Annotated in this window: 17 protein-coding genes and 1 pseudogene; 12 read left to right on the forward strand and 6 right to left on the reverse strand. The window is 72.1% G+C overall.

Going from position 1 to position 18,745, the window contains the following annotated elements:
* The first annotated feature begins 229 nt into the window (after nt 1–229).
* The 3 genes and pseudogenes from selB to ACGFIO_RS13855 all read left to right on the forward strand — a co-directional run.
* Nucleotides 230–1,987, forward strand: coding sequence for a selenocysteine-specific translation elongation factor (selB, locus tag ACGFIO_RS13845; RefSeq protein WP_392826417.1), 1,758 nt, complete (start codon nt 230–232; stop codon nt 1,985–1,987).
* Between the two features lie 32 nt (nt 1,988–2,019).
* Nucleotides 2,020–3,015 (forward strand): alpha/beta hydrolase family esterase, encoded by a 996-nt coding sequence (locus tag ACGFIO_RS13850; RefSeq protein WP_392826207.1) that lies wholly within the window; start codon nt 2,020–2,022, stop codon nt 3,013–3,015.
* Between the two features lie 119 nt (nt 3,016–3,134).
* Nucleotides 3,135–4,139: pseudogene (locus tag ACGFIO_RS13855) on the forward strand (beta-ketoacyl synthase N-terminal-like domain-containing protein); the annotation flags it as partial.
* 153 nt (nt 4,140–4,292) lie between these two features.
* On the opposite strand, the gene ACGFIO_RS13860 reads toward ACGFIO_RS13855, so the two are convergent.
* Nucleotides 4,293–4,685, reverse strand: coding sequence for a DUF805 domain-containing protein (locus ACGFIO_RS13860; protein ID WP_392826418.1), 393 nt, complete (start codon nt 4,683–4,685; stop codon nt 4,293–4,295).
* 247 nt (nt 4,686–4,932) lie between these two features.
* Between ACGFIO_RS13860 and ACGFIO_RS13865 the strand changes: the two genes are divergently transcribed.
* Entirely contained in the window at nt 4,933–5,583 is a 651-nt protein-coding gene (locus ACGFIO_RS13865) for a hypothetical protein (RefSeq protein WP_392826210.1), read from the forward strand.
* Nucleotides 5,584–5,610: 27 nt separating this feature from the next.
* Nucleotides 5,611–6,237, forward strand: coding sequence for a M15 family metallopeptidase (locus ACGFIO_RS13870; protein WP_392826213.1), 627 nt, complete (start codon nt 5,611–5,613; stop codon nt 6,235–6,237).
* Here the strand turns inward: ACGFIO_RS13870 and ACGFIO_RS13875 are convergent.
* Nucleotides 6,209–7,390: a YndJ family transporter gene (locus tag ACGFIO_RS13875; protein WP_392826215.1), complete on the reverse strand. Its 1,182-nt coding sequence runs from the start codon at nt 7,388–7,390 to the stop codon at nt 6,209–6,211. The two genes, ACGFIO_RS13870 and ACGFIO_RS13875, sit on opposite strands and share 29 nt — an antisense overlap.
* 89 nt (nt 7,391–7,479) lie before the next feature.
* Here ACGFIO_RS13875 and ACGFIO_RS13880 point away from each other — a divergent pair, with 89 nt between their 5' ends.
* Nucleotides 7,480–8,385, forward strand: coding sequence for an NAD-dependent epimerase/dehydratase family protein (locus ACGFIO_RS13880; RefSeq protein WP_392826217.1), 906 nt, complete (start codon nt 7,480–7,482; stop codon nt 8,383–8,385).
* 171 nt (nt 8,386–8,556) lie between these two features.
* On the opposite strand, the gene ACGFIO_RS13885 is transcribed toward ACGFIO_RS13880, so the two are convergent.
* Together ACGFIO_RS13885 and ACGFIO_RS13890 are read right to left on the reverse strand one after the other, a co-directional pair.
* Entirely contained in the window at nt 8,557–9,639 is a 1,083-nt protein-coding gene (locus ACGFIO_RS13885; RefSeq protein WP_392826220.1) for a tartrate dehydrogenase, read from the reverse strand.
* Nucleotides 9,636–10,328, reverse strand: coding sequence for a GntR family transcriptional regulator (locus tag ACGFIO_RS13890; RefSeq protein ID WP_392826221.1), 693 nt, complete (start codon nt 10,326–10,328; stop codon nt 9,636–9,638). Before ACGFIO_RS13890 ends, ACGFIO_RS13885 begins: the two co-directional genes overlap by 4 nt.
* A 103-nt stretch (nt 10,329–10,431) precedes the next feature.
* Here ACGFIO_RS13890 and ACGFIO_RS13895 point away from each other — a divergent pair, with 103 nt between their 5' ends.
* From ACGFIO_RS13895 to ACGFIO_RS13915, 5 genes are all read left to right on the forward strand, one after another.
* Entirely contained in the window at nt 10,432–11,679 is a 1,248-nt protein-coding gene (locus tag ACGFIO_RS13895; RefSeq protein ID WP_392826222.1) for an MFS transporter, read from the forward strand.
* Nucleotides 11,680–11,878: 199 nt separating this feature from the next.
* Nucleotides 11,879–12,826, forward strand: a complete 948-nt coding sequence (locus tag ACGFIO_RS13900; RefSeq protein ID WP_392826224.1) for a phosphoglycerate dehydrogenase — start codon at nt 11,879–11,881, stop codon at nt 12,824–12,826.
* A complete protein-coding gene (locus ACGFIO_RS13905) occupies nt 12,823–14,484 on the forward strand; it encodes an FAD-binding dehydrogenase (protein WP_392826225.1) in 1,662 nt (553 codons plus the stop codon). The genes ACGFIO_RS13900 and ACGFIO_RS13905 overlap by 4 nt, the downstream gene beginning before the upstream one ends.
* Complete coding sequence (locus ACGFIO_RS13910; RefSeq protein ID WP_392826226.1) at nt 14,481–15,830, forward strand: acyclic terpene utilization AtuA family protein; 1,350 nt, start codon at nt 14,481–14,483, stop codon at nt 15,828–15,830. Before ACGFIO_RS13905 ends, ACGFIO_RS13910 begins: the two co-directional genes overlap by 4 nt.
* Nucleotides 15,823–16,119, forward strand: a complete 297-nt coding sequence (locus ACGFIO_RS13915; RefSeq protein ID WP_392826228.1) for a DUF4387 domain-containing protein — start codon at nt 15,823–15,825, stop codon at nt 16,117–16,119. The genes ACGFIO_RS13910 and ACGFIO_RS13915 overlap by 8 nt, the downstream gene beginning before the upstream one ends.
* Here the strand turns inward: ACGFIO_RS13915 and ACGFIO_RS13920 are convergent.
* A complete protein-coding gene (locus ACGFIO_RS13920; RefSeq protein WP_392826230.1) occupies nt 16,114–16,680 on the reverse strand; it encodes a TetR/AcrR family transcriptional regulator in 567 nt (188 codons plus the stop codon). The genes ACGFIO_RS13915 and ACGFIO_RS13920 overlap by 6 nt on opposite strands.
* Before the next feature lie 85 nt (nt 16,681–16,765).
* Between ACGFIO_RS13920 and ACGFIO_RS13925 the strand changes: the two genes are divergently transcribed.
* Nucleotides 16,766–17,647: an SDR family oxidoreductase gene (locus ACGFIO_RS13925; protein WP_392826231.1), complete on the forward strand. Its 882-nt coding sequence runs from the start codon at nt 16,766–16,768 to the stop codon at nt 17,645–17,647.
* Nucleotides 17,648–17,651: 4 nt separating this feature from the next.
* On the opposite strand, the gene ACGFIO_RS13930 is transcribed toward ACGFIO_RS13925, so the two are convergent.
* Nucleotides 17,652–18,680 carry a YncE family protein gene (locus ACGFIO_RS13930; RefSeq protein ID WP_392826233.1) on the reverse strand — a complete coding sequence of 343 codons (1,029 nt, stop codon included), beginning with the start codon at nt 18,678–18,680 and terminating at the stop codon, nt 17,652–17,654.
* Nucleotides 18,681–18,745 lie beyond the last annotated feature (65 nt).

Genomic DNA, 18,745 nt, shown 5'->3' on the forward strand with positions numbered 1-18,745 from the left:
GCCGCGAGCGGGCAGCCCAACAACCCGGCACAACAGAGCGAGCAACACCCGAATGAAACCGCCAAGCACGGACAGCCCAACAACCCGGCACAACAGAGCGAGCGACGCGCGGATGGAACCGCCAAGCACGGACAGCCCAACAACCCGGCACAACAGAGCGAGCGACGCGCGGATGGAACCGCCGAGCGCGGGCAGCGCGGCGACGCGCGCGCCGGGCGGGACGGCTGACGTGCATGTCGTGGCGACCGCGGGCCATGTGGACCACGGGAAGTCGACGCTGGTGCGGGCGCTCACCGGGATGGAGCCCGATCGGTGGGCCGAGGAGAAGCGCCGCGGCATGACGATCGATCTCGGGTTCGCCTGGACCGAGCTGCCGTCCGGCGCCACCGTCGCGTTCGTCGACGTGCCGGGGCATGAACGGTTCGTGCCGAACATGCTGGCGGGCGTCGGACCCGTGCCGGCCGCGCTGATCGTGGTCGCGGCCGATGACGGGTGGATGCCGCAGTCAGCCGAGCATCTGGCCGCGCTGGACGCTCTGGGCGTACGCCATGGATTGATCGCCGTCACCCGCAGTGATCTCGCCGATCCGGGGCCGGCCATCGTCCAGGCCCGCGCCGAAGTGGCCTCGACCTCGCTCGGTGACGTGCCCGCGGTCGCGGTCAGCGGGGCCACGGGGCTGGGCCTCCCGGAGCTGGTGGCCGCGCTCGACCGGCTGACCGCCTCGCTCGCGGCCCCGGACCCGGACGCGCCGGTGCGGCTGTGGGTGGACCGGTCGTTCACGATCCGGGGCAGCGGAACGGTCGTGACCGGCACGCTCGGCGCGGGACGGATCAGGGTGGGCGACGAGCTGACGCTCACCGACGGGCGGCCGGTGCGGGCACGCGGGCTGCAGTCGCTCGGCCGCACGGAGACCGAGGTGGCCGCCGTGGCCCGGGTGGCGGTGAACCTGCGCGGGGTCGAGCCCTCCGACGTGGGCCGCGGGTCGGCGCTGCTGACGCCGGGTGAGTTCGGGGTGGCCGAGCTGATCGACGTCCGGGTCGCGGGGGACGACGTCCGGGAACTGCCGCGCACCGCGATTCTGCACGTCGGGGCGGCGGCCGTGCCGGTGCGGGTGCGGCCGCTGGGCAAGGACACGGCGCGGCTGCGGCTGGAGCGGGCGCTGCCGCTGCGGCTGGGTGACCGGGCGCTGTTGCGTGATCCGGGGCTGCGCCGGCTCGCCGGTGGGGTGACAGTGCTCGATGTGTTGCCGCCGCCGCTCGGGCGCCGGGGTTCGGCCGCCGGGCGGGCGGTCGAGCTGGCCACCATGGACGGCCGGCCGGACGAGCGGGACGAGGTGCGCCGCCGGCGGCTGGTTCGCCGGGCCGATCTGCGGCGGATGGGTGTGCCGGCGGCGATGACACCGGTGACCGGCGACTGGCTGGCCGATCCGGGGCACTGGGCCGAACTCGGTGAGGCGTTGGCGGCCGCGGTCGGCGTATACGTCGAGCAGCATCCGCTGGAGCCGGGCATGCCGGTCGAGGAGCTGCGCCGGCTGCTCGGCCTGCCGGACCGCGCCCTGGTCGAGGCCCTGGTCAGGCCACCGCTGGGGTATCGCAACGGCCGGGTCGGCGAGCTGGGCGGGGCGGGGCTGCCGGCGCCGGTCGCGCACGCCGTCGCCCTGATCCGCGCCGATCTGGCGGAGAACCCGTTCGCGGCGCCCGAGGCGGGACGGTTGGCCGAGGTGGGGCTCGGGCCCCGGCAGATCGCGGCCGCGGCACGCACGGGAGCCCTGCTCCGCCTGGCCGACGCCGTGGTGCTGGCCCCGGATGCGATCGAGGCCGCTGCCGGGGTGCTCGCGACCATCCCGCAGCCGTTCACGCTCAGTGATGCCCGGAAGGCTCTGAACACCACGCGCCGGGTGGCCGTGCCGCTGCTGGAACGGTTGGACGAGCGGGGCCTGACTCGGCGCGGGCCCGACGATCGGCGGGTCGTCCACGTTGAGCATTGATCGATGGATGCCGATTCCGTAACGTGTCGTTCATGTCTGACCGATCCATTCGTAACACCATCGGCGTGCTCGCCGGGGCCGTGACGCTGCTGGTCACGGGAACCGCCGTGCCGGCCTCGGCCGCCCCCGCCCCGCCCGACTGCTCCCGGCCGGCGGTCAGCGGTGACACGACCATCGAGGTCCCGTTCCAGGGTCAGACCTACCCGGTGCTGCTGTACATCCCGCCGATTCTGCGCGCGGGCCGCGTACCCCTGCTCCTGAATCTGCACGGCAGCAGCGGCAACGGGCCTGGCCAGATGGACTACAGCGGCCTGCGCCCCGTGGCCGGCACCAACGGCTTCATCGTGGCCGCGCCGAACGGCGCGATCTCGCTGCCGCAGAACCCGATGCCGGCCAACGGCAGCTGGGCCTGGAACGTGCCCGGCGTGCCCACGACCGCCGGTCAGATGCCGCCGCCGGACGCCCGCGACGACATCAAATACCTGAGTCACGTGATCGACGTGATCACCGACCGGTTCTGCACCGACCCGCGCCGCACCTACGCGGCCGGGCACTCCGGCGGCGCCCGGATGTCGTCGGCGCTGGCCTGCCGCCGGGCCGACAAGATCGCCGCGATCGCGGCCAGCGCCGGGCTGCGGGCGGGCCGCCCCGACCCCGACGATGTCAGCGTGCCCGAGGTCGAGGACTGCCGGCCCAGCCGCCCGGTGCCGATCGTGACCTGGCACGGTCAGCAGGACACGACCAACCCGTACCCGGGCAGCAACGACCTGCGGTGGGGGTACGCGGTTCCGCTGGCCGCGCAGACCTGGGCCCGGCTCAACGACTGCCGCACCGGCCCGCAGCCCGAGACCGTCACCGCGCACGTGACCCGGCTGACGTACACCGACTGCCGCAAGAATGCCGACGTCGTGCTCTACCGGATCAGCAACGGCGGCCACGTCTGGCCCGGCGTGACCGAACCGGGCAGCGAGATCGACGCCACGCGGATCCTGTGGGACTTCCTCAAACGCTATCGGCTGCCGGCGTGACGGCGCCGGCCCCGCCGGACGGCACGGCCATCCGGTCGTGGGCGTACGCGACGGCCTGAGCCTTTCGAGCGAGGTCGAAACCGCTGGTCCCGGCGCGGTGGCCGGATCACGGTGGTGCGATGGGTACGGCCATCCACGGCATCGGCGCCGTGACCGGGTACGGCTGGGGCCGTGAGCACCTGTGGAACGGGCTGCTCACCGGTCGCTCCGCCGCCACGCCCAGTCCCGGCTACCGCCCGCACCCGGACGCCGGGTACGCCGCACACGTGCCCGACGGCGGCGATCCGGCCGACGGTCCGAGCCGGTTCGCCCGGGCCGTGCGCGCGGCGGCCCGCGAGGCCGTCGCGGACGCGCGGGCCAACGGCTGGGTGCCGGGCCGCTGGGTCGGGCTGGTACACGCGGTCGTGCTCGGCGAGGTCGACCTGTGGCGGGACTTCTACACCGGGCCCGACCGACGGCTGTCCAATCGGGACTATCTGGCGCTGATGCCCTCCACCCCGGTGTCGCTGCTGATGCGGGAGTTCGGTTTCCGGGGCCCGGCGATGGCGGTGTCGGCGATGTGCGCCTCCGGCAACGCCGCCGTGCTCACGGCCAGGTCCTGGATCGACACCGGCGCCGCCGACGATGTGCTCGTCGTCGCCACCGATCTGTCCTGCACCCCCGAGACGCTGGACCACTTCGTCGGTCTCGGCGTCGCCGTCACGGACGTGGAGCCGTTGCGGGCCTGCCGTCCGTTCCAGGCCGGCAGCCGCGGTTTCGTGATGGGCGAGGCGTCGGTCGCCTTCGTGCTGTCGGCCGGCGGCGGCCACCCGTACGCGGAGATCCTCGGCGGCGCGATGACCCACGACGCGTACCACGTCACCTCGATCGACCCGGGTCTGGCGGCCGTCCGGTGTTGTTTCACCGAGGCGCTGACCGCGGCCGGCGTGCACGCTCGCGACGTCCGCTATCTCAACGCGCACGGCCCCGGCACCCGGCAGTGCGACACCGCCGAGGCGACGATCCTCGACGAGTTGTTCCCGCCGGCCACCCGCGTCTTCTCGGTGAAGCCGCTGACCGGCCACTGCCAGGGCGCCGCCGCCGCGGTCGAGATCGCGGTCAGCGCCCTGGCCTACCGCCGGGGTGTCGTGCCCGCTCCCCCGGCCGTCGCGGACGCCCACCCCCGGCTGCTGTCCGGTGTTCAGCCGGTCGAGCCCGGCCTCACCGTCAAGTCGTCCCTGGGCATGGGCGGCCACAACGCGGTCGTCGTCATCGGCGCGTCCCCCGGGCCGGCGGTGTCAGCGCGGGTCGGGGCCGTACTGGTTCGGGCCCGGGTTGCTGTCCAGGATCGTCATGATGAACACGACCAGGCCACCGATGGGTACGAAGCCCAGCAACTGCCACCCGCCGCTCAGCCCGGCGTCGTGCAGCCGCCGGCAGGTGACGGCCAGGGTCGGCAGGAACACGACGAGGATGTACGCCATGACCATGAACCCGAACACCGTCGTGCCGGTGTCGGAGTCGCCCATCAGAAAGCCGATCCCGACCAGTACGGCGTAGATGATCAGGTTGAAGAGCGTGTACCACCAGTACTCGGCGCGGCGCGCCCGGCCGCTGAACGTGGCGTACTTGCGGAAGCAGCCCAGCCAGTAGCCCAGCGGGCTCACCCCTGGCCGCGAATCGATCGTCACGCAGTCCTCCTTGGACGGTCACCGAGCGGCCGATTCTAGGGAACCGAGGGCGTCAGCGCCGTCCCGTGAAGATGTCCGCGCCGAGGACGGTGAGCAGGGACAGCTTGCCGTAACTCTCCGAGCCGGGGGTGGCGGTGGAGATGAGCAGTGACTGCCCTCGTCGGGGTCGAGGCGCCCTGCCATTCAGCGGCTACATCTGCCCAAACGGGCCATGATTGCGTACGGTAATCGAACTTAGGCTCCGTCCATGCGCCTCCGAACCGCTCTCCTGGCCGCCGCCATGGCTTTGACCTGCTCTAACATCGTCGTCACACCGGCCCGAGCGGCCTCGGCTACGCCGACGATCTCGGCACCAGCCAGCACAGCGGGTTACCAGACCATCGCCATCACGGGGACGGCCACGCCGGGCGCGACGGTCGAGCTGTACGAGTCCGCGTACCAGTTCCACGCCCTGGCGCCGTCCCTCAACTGGCAGGACGGCTCCTTCGCGCCGATCACGACCAAGGCCGCGGCGAACGGCACCTACCGGATGACCCGGTGGGTGGACACCGGTTTCGAGTTCGCGGTGGCGGTGGACGGCGTGATGTCGCGGACCGTCGTGGTCTACAACCGGGTGGTGCCGGTCCTCACGGTCGTCTCCGGCCGGGCCGGCACGGTCACGGCGCGGATCGTTCAGACCCCGGCCCAGCCGTGGCTGGCCGTGCAGATCCAGCGCAAGAACGCCAATGGCACCTGGTCGGTGGTCAACCGTGGGTACACGCTCGAGCACGGCGTCTACTCGGTCGTGGTCAAGCAGACGTCGAAGAAGACGTACACCTATCGGGCCTGGGTCAGCGGGGACACCGAGTCGGGGCTGCTGGCGGCGTACAGCGTCGCCCATGCGGTAAAGGTCAAGTAACGTCACGAACCATGCCAAAATGACTGCGTGATCGCCTTCGTGCTCAGCGCGGTCCTGGCCGCCACCGGGCTGTCCGCGCCCGACGACGGGTACCGCGCCGCCATCCGGGGCATCGACACGGCCACCGCACGGGCGATGACCGGGGTCTCCTGGCGCCGCGGCTGCCCGGTGCGCATCGCCGACCTGCGCCTGGTCGGCTTGACCTACTGGGGCTTCGACGGGATCCGGCACCGCGGTGAGCTGATCGTGCACAGGGATGCCGCGAGCAGCGTCGTGACCGTTTTCCACACGTTGTACGCGATGCGCTTCCCGATCCGCCGGATGAACCGCGTCGACCTCTACCGCGGCGACGACAACGCGTCGATGGCCGCCGACAACACCTCGGCGTTCAACTGCCGGCCGGCCACCGGTTCGTCGCGGGGCTTCTCGGTGCATTCGTACGGCCGGGCCATCGACCTCAATCCGATGGAGAATCCGTACGTCAAGGGCCGGGTCGTGCTGCCGCCGAGCGGAAAGCGATTCACCGGCCGGACCGCCCTCCGCCCCGGCCTGATCCGGCACGGCGACCGGGTCTGGCGCACGTTCGCCGCCCGCGGCTTCCGCTGGGGTGGCGACTGGACCTCGCTCAAGGACTACCAGCACTTCGAGAGGTGATGTGCGACGCCGCGCGCAGGACGGCCGCGCACCGGGCGACGAACAGCCACTGCGCGACGGCGACGAGGGGGCCGGCCAGTCGCGCGATCACGTGTACGGGCTGCGACCGCACCGCCACCTCCAGCCGGGCCCGGCCGGTGCCGTCGGCCACCACGGCGAACCGCTCGTCGCCGGTGAAGGTGTGCCCGGGAAGCGTCCGGTAGTGCATCACCGTACGGCCGGGAGCCCGCACCACCTCGATCACCTCGCACGGCTCCGGCAGCCGCAGCCGGCCGGCCCCGACGGCCGAGACCATCCGCTGCCCGGTCGTCGCGGGCGGCGTGGCCGGGTCGACCCACGCGCCCGCCCGGCGGTGCATCTCCCACCGCAGCAGCGCGTCCGACGCGGCGGTGAAGTCGCCCGCCGGATGCGACCACCGGTGTTCCGACCAGGGTTGCTCACGCCGGACCCAGGCGACGACCAGCGCGGTCAGCACCGCGGCGGCGTTGAGCACCCCGTGGGTCAGGACCATCCAGGTCAGGTTCAGGTGCGGGATCTCGAAGACCTCGCCCGCCGCGTAGAGCAGCGCCAGCCCCATGGTCACCACGCTCAGAGCGAAGAGCGGCCGGGTCCGCCGGGAGGCCAGCGCGAGCCACAGCCCGGCCGTGAGCAGGCCGGCCCCGACCAGTTCGACCGCGTCGCCGATGAAGAACCCGGCGCCGACGACGGCGATGCCGAGCGGCGCCAGGAACCGCAACCGCGGCCGGGCCAGCGCGAGCAGCAACATCGCGCCGAATCCGGCCACATGGAAGTGGGCCGCGGTCAGCCCGAGCACTCCCAGCGGGAAGCCGAACAGCTGGTAGCCGGCCCGTTCGGCCAGCAGCCCGGCCGCGGCGACCGGGAGGCAGGCCGCCGCGAACGCCGCCGGCCGGTCCCGCCGCAGGACGACCGGCACGGCCAGGCACGCGATCAGGTACGGCACGCCGAGCAACGCCGCGACCGGCCCACGCGGCAGGAGCAGCGCGACCACGGCCGGCCCGGCCGCGACCGGCCACCACCGGACGAGCCGGTCGCCACGGCCGAGGATCTGCAGCCCGAGCGGCACGAACAGCAGCACCGCGACCGCGACCACCACGTGCACTCCGGCCCAGCCGGGCCCGGTCAGCCGATCCATGGCACTCACCCCAGACTTGAACGTGTTCAAGTAGAAGGTATCAGGCCGGCGCTTGACCTCAAGCGCTTGAGGTCTGGTCCCTTTGTCACATGACTGAAGCTGAGATTCCGGTCCTGGTCACCGGGGGTTCCGGGTACGTCGGCACGCACCTGGTCGCCGCCCTGCTGCGCGCCGGCCGCCCGGTTCGCGCCACCGTCCGCACCCTCGCCAAGGAGGCCGGGCTGCGGGCCGCCGTCCGCCGTGGCGGCGCCGACGACACCGCGCTCGAGGTGGTCCAGGCCGACCTGGCCGCCGACGACGGCTGGGCCGCGGCGGTCGCCGGCTGCGCCGAGGTCCACCACGTCGCCTCACCCATCCCCGTCGCCCAGCCCGACGACCCCGACGACCTGATCCGCCCGGCCCGCGACGGCGCCGTACGGGTACTACGCGCCGCGCACCAGGCCGGCGTGCGCCGGGTCGTGCTGACCTCGTCCTTCGCCGCCATCGGCTACACGCCCAAGCCGTCCCCCGAGTTCACCGAGGACGACTGGACCGACCCCGACACGCCCGGCCTGGCCGCCTACCCGCGGTCGAAGGCCGTCGCCGAACGCGCGGCCTGGGACTTCGCCCGGCGCAACCGCCTCGACCTGGCCGTGGTCAACCCGACCTTCATCCTCGGCCCGGCGCTGACCACCGACATCGGCTCCTCGATGTTCCTGATTCAAACCCTTCGCGAGGGTACGACCGAAGGCCTGCCCCAGCACCGCTTCGGCATCGCCGACGTCCGCGACGTGGCCGACCTGCACCTGCGCGTGATGGCCGCCCCCGACGCCGCCGGCCGCCGCTTCCTCTGCGTCGCCGACGGCCCGACCTGGAACTTCGCCGAGGTGGCGGACGTCCTGCACGGCCGGCCGGTCGAGCACGCGGCCGAGGGCCCGGTCATCCACAACGACCGTGCCAAGACCCTGGGCTGGAAGCCCCGCCCGGCCGCGACGACCATCCTGGAGTCAGTGTGACGGACCGGTTTCCGGAGCCGGACCGCTCAGGCGGAAACCAGCAGGGGCCGGCCGGAGGCGAGCCGGCGGGTACGCGGGCCCCGGTCTCGGCCCCGGGCCGGGCGGCCCGGAGCCGAACAGCGCGAGCTCGACCGTGATCACCTGCGCCGGAGTGAGGCCGGGACGGTCGGCCTAACGCTCGCGGACGCGCTCGGTGATGGCCCGGCCCAGCTCGGCGGTGGTTCCCTTGCCGTGCAGATCGGGGGTCAGGGGCGCCCCGGACGGGCCGAGGGCCAGCACGTCCTCGATCGCGCCGAGCAGGTGGGCCGCCGCCTCCGGATGGCCCAGGTGGTCGAGCATCATCGAGGCGCACCAGATCTGGCCGACCGGATTGGCGATGCCCTGCCCGGCGATGTCGGGGGCGGAGCCGTGCACCGGTTCGAAGAGGCTGGGGCTGGAGCGGTCGGGGTTGATGTTGGCGCTCGGCGCGATGCCCAGCGTGCCGGCGCAGGCCGGGCCCAGGTCGGAGAGGATGTCGCCGAACAGGTTGCTGGCCACGACCACGTCGAAGCGCTCGGGGTGGAGCACGAACTGGGCGGCCAGGGCGTCGATGTGGAACCTGTCCTGGCGTACCCCGGGAAATCGATCTGCCATCGCCTCGACGCGCTCGTCCCAGTACGGCATCGAGATGCTGATGCCGTTGCTCTTGGTCGCCGAGGTCAGGTGCCGGGCCGGGCGCCGGTCGGCCAGCTCGAAGGCGAAGCGCAGCACGCGGTCGACGCCGACCCGGGTCATCACCGTCTCTTGCAGGACGGTCTCGCGCTCGGTGCCGGCGAAGACGCGACCGCCCACACTGGAGTATTCGCCCTCGGTGTTCTCGCGGACCACGACGAAGTCGATGTCGCCCGCCGCCCGGCCGGCCAGGGGGCTGCGGACGCCGGGCATGAGGCGGCACGGCCGCAGGTTCACGTACTGGTCGAAGACCCGGCGGAACTGCAGGAGGCTGCCCCAAAGCGAGACATGATCGGGTACGACCGAAGGCCAGCCCACCGCGCCGAAGAAGATCGCGTCGTACCGTCGCAGCGTCTCCTCCCAGTCCGGTGGCAGCATCGTGCCGTGCCGCTGCCAGTAACCGGCGCTGGCGAAGTCGAAGGTGTCGTACTCGAGCCGCAGGCCGAAGCGCTCGGCGGTCGCCGACAGGGCGTCCAGGCCGGCGGGTACGACCTCCGGGCCGATGCCGTCGCCGGGGATGACCGCGATCCGGTGCGTTGTCACAGCGCCTCCCGGATGGCCGCCAGCCCGCCCTGCGCGTCGGCCAGCGCGATCCGCTCCGCCTCGGCCGAGTCGCGTGCCCGCAGGGCCCGGACCAGCGCGCGGTGGCTGCTGTAGCGGTCCATGCCCCAGGTGCCGGTGTTCATCGCCGTCAGCACCACCACCTGGCGGCGCTGCGGCACGGAGAACACCCGGCTCTGCTCGACCATCCGGGCCAGCACCGGGTTGTGCGCGCAGGCGATCACGGCGTCGTTGAACTCCTGGATGGTGTCGAACAGGTCGGTCAGGTAGCGCTCGACCGGGACCCGCTTGTCCTGCCGCTCCTTGACCAGGAACAGCAGGTCGTCGGCCCGGTCGAGGATCGCGTCGAGGGCGTCGATCTGCTCGGTGGTGGCGTGCCGGGCGGCGAACCGGGCGACCAGGCCGCGCAGCCCGATCTCGACCTCGACCAGGTCGTCGACGGCGGCCGACCGGATGCTGGCCACTCGTACCGTACGCGGTCCGATCCGCTCGATCAGCCCGTCGAGTTCGAGCCGGCGCAGCGCCTCGCGAACCGGCGTCGGGCTGATCCGGAGCCGCTCGGCCATGCCCCGCTCGGTCACCTTTTCACCCGGTGCGAGCTGGCCAAGCCGGATCGCGTCACGGACGTCGAGATACGCCTGGTCCGCAAGCGTCGGCGCGGTTGCTGTCATGTCCGCGAGAATACAACCTTGCCATAGCATCCGCGTTTGCAACTCTTGACGATTTTGCTACAGCAAAATAACGTGACGGTCACCACCGAGGGGGTGAGCGGCTTTGTCTCAACGGAAGATCACCTTCTACATCGCCCTGGCGCTGTTCGCGCAGGAGTCGACCTGGAACTTCTACGACAACCAGGTGCCCGTCCTACTGCGCGAACACGTCACCAGCGCCGCCCTGGTCGGTGCGCTGATGGGCCTGGACAACCTGCTGGGCATCTTCATCCAGCCCTGGATCGGCAACCGCTCCGACAACACCCGCACCCGATGGGGCCGCCGCATCCCGTACCTCGCCGTCGGCATGCCCCTGGCCGCACTGATCTTCGCGCTGCTGCCGTGGACCACGTCGCTACCGATGCTGATCGCCGTCATGTTCGGGTACGCGCTGGTCGCCAACACCATGCGACCGCTGGCCGAATCGCTGACCCCCGACTTCATCCCACCCGAGCGCCGCAGCCGCACCAACGCCGTCGTCAAGATCGCGACCGCCCTGACCATCATCGTCGCCTCGCTGATCAGCCTGCTCGTGGTCGACGACCATCCACGCCTGTCGTTCGCCATCCCGTCGGTGATCCTGCTCGCCGCCACGGCCGTGCTGCTGGTCAAGGTGCGCGACAGCGCGTCCCGGGCCTACCAGGCGGCGGTGGCCGAGGACGCGGCGGCCGGCCCGGCCGAGTCGCGGGTGCCGTTCCGGGCGATCGTCGCCGACCTGATCACCGACCGGGACCGGCGAAGGTTGCTCCTGCTGCTGACCGTGCTGCTGTTCGGCGGCGCCTGGTTCGCGTCGCGGTCGCTGATCACTCCGTACGGCATGGAGGTGCTCGGCCTGTCCCGCGGCGACGCCGGCGGGCTGACCCTGCCCAGCGGCATCGCCTACGTGATCGCCGCCTACCCGGCGGCGCTGCTGGCCGAACGGTTCGGGCGACTCCGGGTGATCGGCATCGGGATGACCGTCTTCGCGGTCGCCCTGGCCGCCGGGGCCGTCGCGCAGACGGCCACCGCGACCGTCGTCGTGTTCTGCGTCGCGTCGGTCGGTGCGGCCGGTTTCACGATCAACGCGGCGGTCGCCCTGTGGAACCTGGCGCCCTCCAGCCGGGTGCTCGGCACCTACACCGGCCTGTACGCGGTGACCTGGTATCTCGGCGGCTTCGGCGGGCCGGCCCTGATCGGCGGCGTGGTCGACCTGTTCGGCTGGACCGGGATGCTCGGTTACGTCGCCGTCCTCGCCCTGCTCGCCGTCCTGGTAGTCACCCGACTGGCCCGCCTGTCCCCTCTCGGTGCGCAGAGCGGCTCTGCGCACCGATAGCCACCCCTCCCGAACGCGCCCTATTGGTAAGCAGAGCCGCTCTGCGCACCAGGAGTCGCCCCACCCGAACACGCCCTATTGGTAAGCAGAGCCGCTCTGCGCACCAGGAATCGCCCCACCCGAACGAGCCCTATTCGTAAGCAGAGCCGCTCTGCGCACCAAGAGCCGCCCGACTCGAACGCCGGACCGGAAGAGAGCGATGCCGACCATCCTGATCACCACCGACTACCTGTTACCGGGCGACGAGGTGGACGCCTACCTGACCGGCCTGGGCTTCACGACCCGGCACGATCCGATGCGCGGCCCGCGCGACCAGGACCAGCTGATCGCCGCCCTGGCCGACGTCGACGGCGCGCTGATCGCCAACGAGCCGATGACCGCCCACGTGCTGCGCCACGCGCCCACCCTCAAGGCGATCGTGCGCACCGGTGTCGGCTACGACTCGGTGGACGTGGACGCCGCCACGGGCCTCGGGATCAGCGTCAGCAATCTGCCCGGCGTCAACGCCAACGCGGTGGCCGAGTACACGATCGGGCTGATGCTGGCCCAGGCGCGGCGGCTGGTGCCGATGGCCGCGGCGGTGCGGGGCGGCGGGTGGCCGCGGCGGGACGGGTTCGAGCTGCGCGGCAAGACGCTCGGGCTGATCGGCTGGGGTGCGGCGGCCCGGGCGGTGGCGCCGCTGGCGGCGGCGTTCGGGATGCGGGTGCTGTGCCACACGAGCGTGCCCGACGCGGAGAGTGCCGGGCTGGATGAGGTGTTGCGGGAGTCGGACTTCGTCTCGGTGCACACGGCCTTGACCGGGCGTACGCGGAATCTGATCGACGCCGCGGCCATCGCCAGGATGAAGCCGACCGCCCACCTGATCAACACCGCGCGCGGGCCGATCGTCGACGAGAACGCGCTGGCCGAGGCCGTGCGCGCGGGCCGGATCGCGGGCGCCGCCCTGGACGTGGTGGGCACCGAACCGCTGCCGGAGGCCAGTGCGTTGCGCGGCGTGGACGGACTTGAGATTTACTCACATATGGCCGGGCAGACCGTCGAGGCCCGCCGCGCCGCGGGACTGGACGGGGCCACCGAACTCGTCGCCGCGCTCGCGGGCCGCCCGGCCTCGTCCGTGAACGCCCACCTGACAGGGGAACGCCCATGAGCAGCAGGACCGCGGAAGCGGACGTCATCGTCGTCGGAGCGGGGCTGGCGGGGCTGGTCGCCACGGCCGAGCTGGCCGCGGCGGGCAAGTCGGTGCTGCTGCTCGACCAGGAACCCGAGCAGAGTCTGGGCGGGCAGGCGTTCTGGTCGTTCGGCGGGCTGTTCCTGGTCGACTCGCCCGAGCAGCGGCGGATGGGCATCCGCGACTCGCACGCGCTGGCGTGGCAGGACTGGCTGGGCACGGCGGGCTTCGACCGGGAGGAGGACGCGTGGCCGCGGCGCTGGGCCGAGGCGTATGTCGACTTCGCGGCGGGCGAGAAGCGCGCGTGGCTGCGTACCCTCGGCATAAAGCTCTTTCCCCTGGTCAACTGGGCCGAGCGGGGTGGTTACGACGCGACCGGGCACGGCAACTCGGTGCCGCGCTTCCACATCGTCTGGGGTACCGGACCGGGCGTGATCGAGCCGTTCGTCGCGGTCGTGCGGCAGGCGGCGGCCGAGGGCCGCGTGACGTTCGGTTTCCGCCACCGGGTCGACGCGCTCACCACCACCGCCGGGCGGGTCACCGGCGTTTCGGGCGCCCTGCTGGAACCGAGCGACGTGGAGCGTGGCCAGGCCAGTTCCAGGGTCGAGATCGGTGATTTCGGGTACGCCGCCCAGGCCGTCGTGGTGACCTCCGGCGGCATCGGCGGCAACCACGAGCTCGTCCGCTCGGCCTGGCCGGAGCGGCTCGGCACGCCCCCGGAGCACATGATCAGCGGCGTGCCGGCGCACGTGGACGGCCGGATGATCGGCATCACCGAACAGGCCGGTGGCGCGGTCATCAACCCGGACCGGATGTGGCACTACGTCGAGGGCATCAAGAACTTCGACCCGATCTGGCCGCGGCACGGCATCCGGATCCTGCCCGGCCCGTCGCCGATCTGGCTCGACGCGACCGGCAAGCGGCTGCCCGTACCGCTGTATCCGGGTTTCGACACGCTCGGCACGCTCGCGCATTTGCGGACGACCGGGCACGACCACAGCTGGTTCGTGCTCACCCAGAAGATCATCGAGAAGGAGTTCGCGCTCTCCGGCTCCGAGCAGAACCCGGACCTGACCGGGCGCAGCTGGCGGCAGACGCTGGGCCGGGTGCGTCCGGGGGCGACCCCGCCGGTCGAGGCGTTCAAACGGAACGGGCCCGACTTCGTCGTCTCCCGCGACCTGGACGAGCTGGTCAAGGGCATGAACGAGCTCACGCCGGAGCCGCTGCTGGACCCGGTCGAGGTGCGGCGGGTCGTCGAGGCCCGGGACCGCGAGCTGGCCAACGGCTTCACCAAGGACATGCAGGTGGCGGCCATCCACAACTTCCGCCGGTACCGCGGGGACCGGCTGATCCGGGTGGCGGCGCCGCACCGGATCCTCGACCCGAAGGCGGGACCGCTGATCGGCGTACGCCTGCACGTCCTCACCCGCAAGACCCTCGGCGGCCTGCACACCGACCTGGACGCCCGGGTCCTCGACGCCGGCGGCGAACCCATTCCCGGGCTGTACGCGGCCGGCGAGGTCAGCGGCTTCGGGGGCGGTGGCATGCACGGGTACCGGGCGCTCGAGGGCACGTTCCTGGGCGGCTGCCTCTTCTCCGGACGACGGGCCGGCCAATCCCTGAAAGGATCACTGTGACACGCGATTCCGTACGCATCCTGGTGCCGACCGGCATGCTCGGGGCCGGCTTCCCGCAGTCGATAGTCGACCGCGGGCTCGAACTCGGCGCCGACGTGATCGCCGTGGACGGCGGCTCGACCGACTCGGGGCCCTACTACCTGGGCACGGGCACGGCCAAGACGACGGCGGCGGCGGTCCGGCGTGACCTGCGGATGTTGCTGCGGGCGGCCGAGTCGGCGCGCATTCCGCTGATCGTCGGCTCGTGCGGGACCAGCGGCACCGATTCCGGCGTCGACTGGGTCTTCTCCCTGATTCAAGAGATCGGCACGGATCTGAGGGTTGCCCGCATCTACAGCGAGCAGCGGGCCACCGATCTCAAGGAGCGCCTGGACCGGATCCATCCGCTCGCGCCGCACGGCGAGCTGGATTCGTCCACCTTGGAGAGCTGCGAGCACATCGTGGCGATGATGGGCCACGAGCCGATCGCCCAGGCCCTGGCCGATGGCGCCGGCGTGGTGCTGGCCGGGCGGGCCACCGACACCGCCGTGGCGGCCGCCTTTCCGCTGCTGCACGGCATGCCGGCCGGGCCCACCTGGCACGCGGCGAAGATCGTCGAGTGCGGCGCGCAGTGCACCACCGACCCGCGGTCGAGCGGCGTGTTCGCCACCATCGACGCCACCGGCTTCACCGTCGAGCCGCTCTCCGAGGGCGTCGCCTGCACGCCGCACTCGGTGGCCGCGCACATGCTCTACGAGACCGTGAACCCGTTCTCGATGCGCGAGCCGGCCGGCACTCTGCAGGTCGCCGACGCGGTCTACAAGGCTTTGGACCATCGGCGGGTACGGGTGGAGGGCTCCCGTTTCGAGCTCGCCGAGCAGTACACCAACAAGCTCGAAGGCTCACGGATCACCGGCTACGAGACGATGTCGTTCACCGCGATCCGTGACCCGCACATCCTCGGTCAGATCGCCACCTGGGCCGCCCTGCTGCGACAGGTCCTGGTCGAGCGGGTCAGCCAGACCCTCGCCCTCGCGCCCGACGATTACGCGTTCGACATCCGCCTCTACGGCCACAACGCGGTGCTGGGCACGCGTGAGGAGACGCCGCCGCGCGAGGTCGGCGTGATGCTGCTGGTCAATGCGGCCGACCAGGCGACCGCCACGGCCATCGCGAAGATCGCCAACCCGCTCATGCTGCACCTGCCCACGCCGGACATGAAACACCTGCCCAGCCTGGCGTTCCCGTTCTCGCCGGCCGAGACCGAGCGCGGCGCCGCGTACGAGTTCGTCCTCAACCACGTCGTCGACGCCGACTCCCCCACCGCCCTGTTCCGCATCGAGTTCCCGGAGGCCGCACGTGGCTAGCATCGGCGATCTCGCCGTCGAGGTCCGCTCCAAGAACGCCGGGCCGTTCTGGACGACGATGGAGCTGTTCATGCGCGACGAGGCCGGTTTCCGGGCGGTGTCCTTCGTGGACGCGTCGCTGGTGGCCCGGCTCTACGGCGTGGCCGAGGACAGCGTTCAGATCTTCCGGATCCCGTCACTGAACGTCGTCAAGATCTCGTTCCCGCGGCCGGTCACCCAGGGCAGCCTGCGCGACCGGGACATGCACGCGGGCCAGCATCACGTGCCGCTGGCCGAGCTCGACCTATAGAGAGGCGCTGGCCGCCCTCAGGTCACGCAGGGCGGCCAGGGTGTGCGTGGCCAGGTCGGCGCGGTCGTCCTCGACCCAGGCGGCGTACCCCCGCTTGAAGGCCAGCACGCCGAACTCACCGGCGACCGCCGCGGTGGTCTCGGGCACGCCCCGGGCGACCAGGGCGGTCGTCATCGCGGCGGCGAGCCCGACGCTCTTGAGGGCGTCCCGTTCCCGCAGCTCGGCGCTGGCGGCGACGGCCGCTTTCAGCCGCGGGCCGAGCTCACGGTTCACCGGTCCCATCGAGTCCGAGGCGCGTCGCAGGCCGGCGGCGACCGCCTCGAGCGGGCCGGCGTCGGCGGGCGCCGCGGCGATGCCCTCGGCCAGGAGCTGGCTGAGCGCGTCCTGCCCGGCCACCAGCAGCTCGCGTTTGTCCGGGAAGTGCCGGAAGAAGGTGCTCTTGGTGACTCCGGCGCGCTCGGCGATCTGCGCGACGGTGGTGGCGTCGTACCCCTGCTCGGTGAACAGGTCGAGGGCGGCCAGGACCAGCCGTTCGCGTGCACCCGGTTCCCATCGCGCCATCGGCCCATCATAGTTGACGGGACCTTTGTCCCATCACCCTGCTAGAGTGACGGGACAAAGGTCCCATCGCTTTGGGGAGTGTTCCATGCGCGTCTTCATCACCGGCGGCACCGGCCTGATCGGCTCCGCCGTCGTCGCCGAACTGCTCGATCACGGCCACACCGTCCTCGCCCTGGCCCGTTCCGACGCCTCGGCCAAGGCCGCCGACGCGGCCGGGGCCGAGCCGGTCCGGGGCGGCCTGGCCGACCTGGACGTCCTGCGGGCGGGCGCCGCGCAGGCCGACGGCGTGATCCACCTGGCCTTCAGCAACGACTTCAGCAGCGACGAGGCCCTGGCCGCGTCGGTCGCCGAGGAAACGGCGGCCCAGCAGGCCCTCGGCGCGGCGCTGGAGGGCAGCGACCGGCCGCTCGTCACGGTCTCGGGCACGCCCTGGGCGCCCGGCCGCCCGTCCACCGAAACCGACCCGACCTCGACCGACGGGCCGGTCGGCGGTCGCGGCCGCGCCGTCATGGCCGTGCTGGACCTCGCTTCCCGCGGCGTACGCAGCTCGGCCATCCGCCTGCCCCGCACGGTCCACAACAACGGCGACGGTGGCTTCGCCGGCCTGCTGACCCAGATCGCCCGGCAGACCGGGGTGGCCGGCTACCCCGGCGACGGCACCCAGCGCTGGCCGGCCGTGCACGCGCTGGATGCGGCGGTGCTGTTCCGGCTGGCCCTGGAGCAGGCGCCGGCCGGCACCGCCTGGCACGCGGTGGCCGACGAGGGCGACCAGGTGCGCGACATCGCGGCGGTCATCGGTCGGCGCCTGGGCCTGCCGGTCCAGGCCGTCCCGGCCGCGAACTTCGGCCCGATCGGCCCCATCTTCGCCGCCGACCAGCCCGCGACCAGCACCTACACCCGGCAGGCCCTGGGCTGGGAGCCGAAGCACCCCAGCCTGCTGGCCGACCTGGAGAACATCCAGCCCTGAGCGGTCACGGCCGCCAGTCGTGGATGACGTGCAGCTCCGGGGCGCCGCCGGCGGCCGGGACGGTCACGGCGTACAGGTGCTCCATGTCGTCCGAGAAGGTGAGGCCGCGCGGGGCGAGCACGTCGTCGGTGATGTCGATGCGCTTCTCGGGGACGACGCCGCCGGTCTCGTACAGATAGATGTCGTCGCCGGTGGCGCGGACGCCGCTGACCACGTAGCAGTCGTCGGGTGAGGCGGCCACGGCCAGCGGGTGGTAGCCGGTGTAGTACGAGCCACGGCCGGACAGGTCGGCGGTCGCGTACGCCTGGGTCGCGTTGCGGCCGCCGGCGCCGGTCAGCAGCGTCTCGCCGTACTGGTCGAGGCCGATGTCGAAGAGGTTGCTGCCCGGCGCGCTGGACGACGCGCGCGAGGTGAGCCCGCGGTCCTCGCCGATGTCGTAGACGGACACGGTGGAGAAGCTCAGGTTGAGCTGGGCCGCCACCAGGGTGCCGCGCTCGTCCGGGTCGCCGTCGTCGCGCACCGCGAGCAGCGGCGCGCGCTGGAAGCGCAGGTCACCCTGCACGTTCAGGTCGACCACGGGCTCGGGGTCGGGGTTCTCCTCGGTCGGCTCGGGCCAGGTGACCCGGCCGATGCCCCCGCTCCAGTTGTCGCCGCAGCCGTGCCCGAACCAGAGCACGTCGTCGGCCATGGCGAGATGGGTCGGGCAGGTGTTGGCCGGCAGCTGGATGTGGTCGGACTCCTTGAGCGTGTGCACGTCGATCTCGGTGATCGCGTCGCCCGCGGCCAGCGCGGCGTACACCCACTCGGTATCGGCGTCCTGGGCCAGGCCGGTGGCGCCGTACTGGTTCTTGATGTGCTTGACGACCTCGCCGTCGAGGTCGGTGACGGTGATGCCGTTGGACGACGGACCGCCGCTGACGAAGACCCGGTCGTGCTCGTCGTTGGCGATCAGGTCGCCGTATCCGGGCAGGCCCAGGTCGGTGTCGGCGGCGGCCGGTCCCTCCGTCGCGGCAACGCCCAATGCGGTCGTCAATACGACAGCGGATGCGGTTGCCAGCACACGTTTTACGGAAAGCCTCATTGTGTACTCCCCCCGTG

Source organism: Actinoplanes sp. NPDC049265 (assembly GCF_043197135.1).
Classification (GTDB): Bacteria; Actinomycetota; Actinomycetes; order Mycobacteriales; family Micromonosporaceae; genus Actinoplanes.

What these genes read in the sequence shown, in the direction of transcription:
- ACGFIO_RS13850 (WP_392826207.1), top strand. Translation starts at nt 2,020, where the DNA reads ATGTCTGACCGATCCATTCGTAACACCATCGGCGTGCTCGCCGGGGCC.
- ACGFIO_RS13865 (WP_392826210.1), top strand. Translation starts at nt 4,933, where the DNA reads ATGCGCCTCCGAACCGCTCTCCTGGCCGCCGCCATGGCTTTGACCTGC.
- ACGFIO_RS13875 (WP_392826215.1), bottom strand. Translation starts at nt 7,390, where the DNA reads ATGGATCGGCTGACCGGGCCCGGCTGGGCCGGAGTGCACGTGGTGGTC.
- ACGFIO_RS13880 (WP_392826217.1), top strand. Translation starts at nt 7,480, where the DNA reads ATGACTGAAGCTGAGATTCCGGTCCTGGTCACCGGGGGTTCCGGGTAC.
- ACGFIO_RS13890 (WP_392826221.1), bottom strand. Translation starts at nt 10,328, where the DNA reads ATGACAGCAACCGCGCCGACGCTTGCGGACCAGGCGTATCTCGACGTC.
- ACGFIO_RS13900 (WP_392826224.1), top strand. Translation starts at nt 11,879, where the DNA reads ATGCCGACCATCCTGATCACCACCGACTACCTGTTACCGGGCGACGAG.
- ACGFIO_RS13905 (WP_392826225.1), top strand. Translation starts at nt 12,823, where the DNA reads ATGAGCAGCAGGACCGCGGAAGCGGACGTCATCGTCGTCGGAGCGGGG.
- ACGFIO_RS13920 (WP_392826230.1), bottom strand. Translation starts at nt 16,680, where the DNA reads ATGGCGCGATGGGAACCGGGTGCACGCGAACGGCTGGTCCTGGCCGCC.
- ACGFIO_RS13925 (WP_392826231.1), top strand. Translation starts at nt 16,766, where the DNA reads ATGCGCGTCTTCATCACCGGCGGCACCGGCCTGATCGGCTCCGCCGTC.